Genomic DNA, 1173 nt, shown 5'->3' with positions numbered 1-1173 from the left:
GAGTATTTTGAGGAAGCAATGAAGAAGCGACCCAACCTAGAGCTACCTTGCCGGATTGTGGACGTTACCCATTGCCCTTTGCAACGCATTAGCCTGCAGCTACCCGAATGTTGCCCACACCTCGAGGAGATTAGGACAGAGAAGCGTGCCATCGAGAATCTAGCCCTGGTTCTGGAAATGGCTGGCTTAGCATTGCCGAGGTGGCTAGATCGAAGCCGTAATGTTATGTTCAAAGGTAAGTGTCAAATTCTCTAAGCAAAAGACAGTTTGGAGGTGCAGGCTTTGTCGTCTGCTTATACTAGACGGCCCTTCACTATCGCTTCAGTGGAGATAATGTCTTGTGCGGGGGCACAGCTCTCCTCCCTTCCAGATGGCGCTGTGCTTGGCTTTCCCAACCTGAAATCTCTGGATTTGCGCAACAATGCCCTTGTAGACCTGCCAGTTAGTCTGCTGAAGCTGAGCAATCTGCAAGACCTGCAACTCGACGGCAACCCAGATCTACTGGTGCCTGCCAGCGGGTGGCGCAGCTACTTAGAAGAGCGAGCAAGTCTGTCTGTGTTCCCGACCGAGTTGAAGCTGCTCTTTGTTGGACAGGAGGGCGTCGGTAGGGCAATTGCGATCTGATGGATCAGGCAAAACCACACTTCTTGATGCGCTGATTGAGGGAGGAAAATCACGAAGGATTCAAAGAGACGAGTCTACAGACGGCATTGAGCTGCGGCCATTAGATGTTATTCGCAAGAGCCTACTAGGACGCAAGAAAAAGTTGCAAAAGTACCCTGGAAGTATGCTTTTAATGTATCGCTAACCGCAGACGAGATCCGCGCTAGACTCAACGACGAATCGCTGACTTTTCGGTGCTATGACTTTGGTGGGCAAGAGATCTAGTAAGTGACACTGCTGCTCACTCTAAGCTACGCTACTCACGAGCTTTTTTTGTCACGCCTAGCCATCTATCTGGTCGTGTTCAATGCTGCAGAGAGCACTTCTGAGAGCGAACGGCGAATCGCATTCTGGTTACGCAAGATCAAAGCCTTTATCGGTATCAGCTGGAACCTCAACCACTAGGGAATTCCAAAGCACCTGTGGTGTTGGTGGGGACGCATTGTGACCTGGCAAGCCCCAGCCAGCTGGAACAATCTTCCAAGTTGACCGAAGAGCTCAAGGCGCGTA

1 protein-coding gene is annotated in these 1173 nt (G+C 51.1%); it reads left to right on the top strand.

Translation table 11 applies throughout. From position 1 onward, the window contains the following. Window positions 1–333 precede the first annotated feature (333 nt). Window positions 334–624, top strand: coding sequence for a leucine-rich repeat domain-containing protein (locus V6D20_11415; GenBank protein ID HEY9816392.1), 291 nt, complete (start codon window positions 334–336; stop codon window positions 622–624). Window positions 625–1173: the final 549 nt, after the last annotated feature.

The sequence above is a fragment of the Candidatus Obscuribacterales bacterium genome, assembly GCA_036703605.1.
Classification (GTDB): Bacteria; Cyanobacteriota; Cyanobacteriia; order RECH01; family RECH01; genus RECH01.
This window is presented reverse-complemented; position numbering and strand designations above follow the sequence as displayed.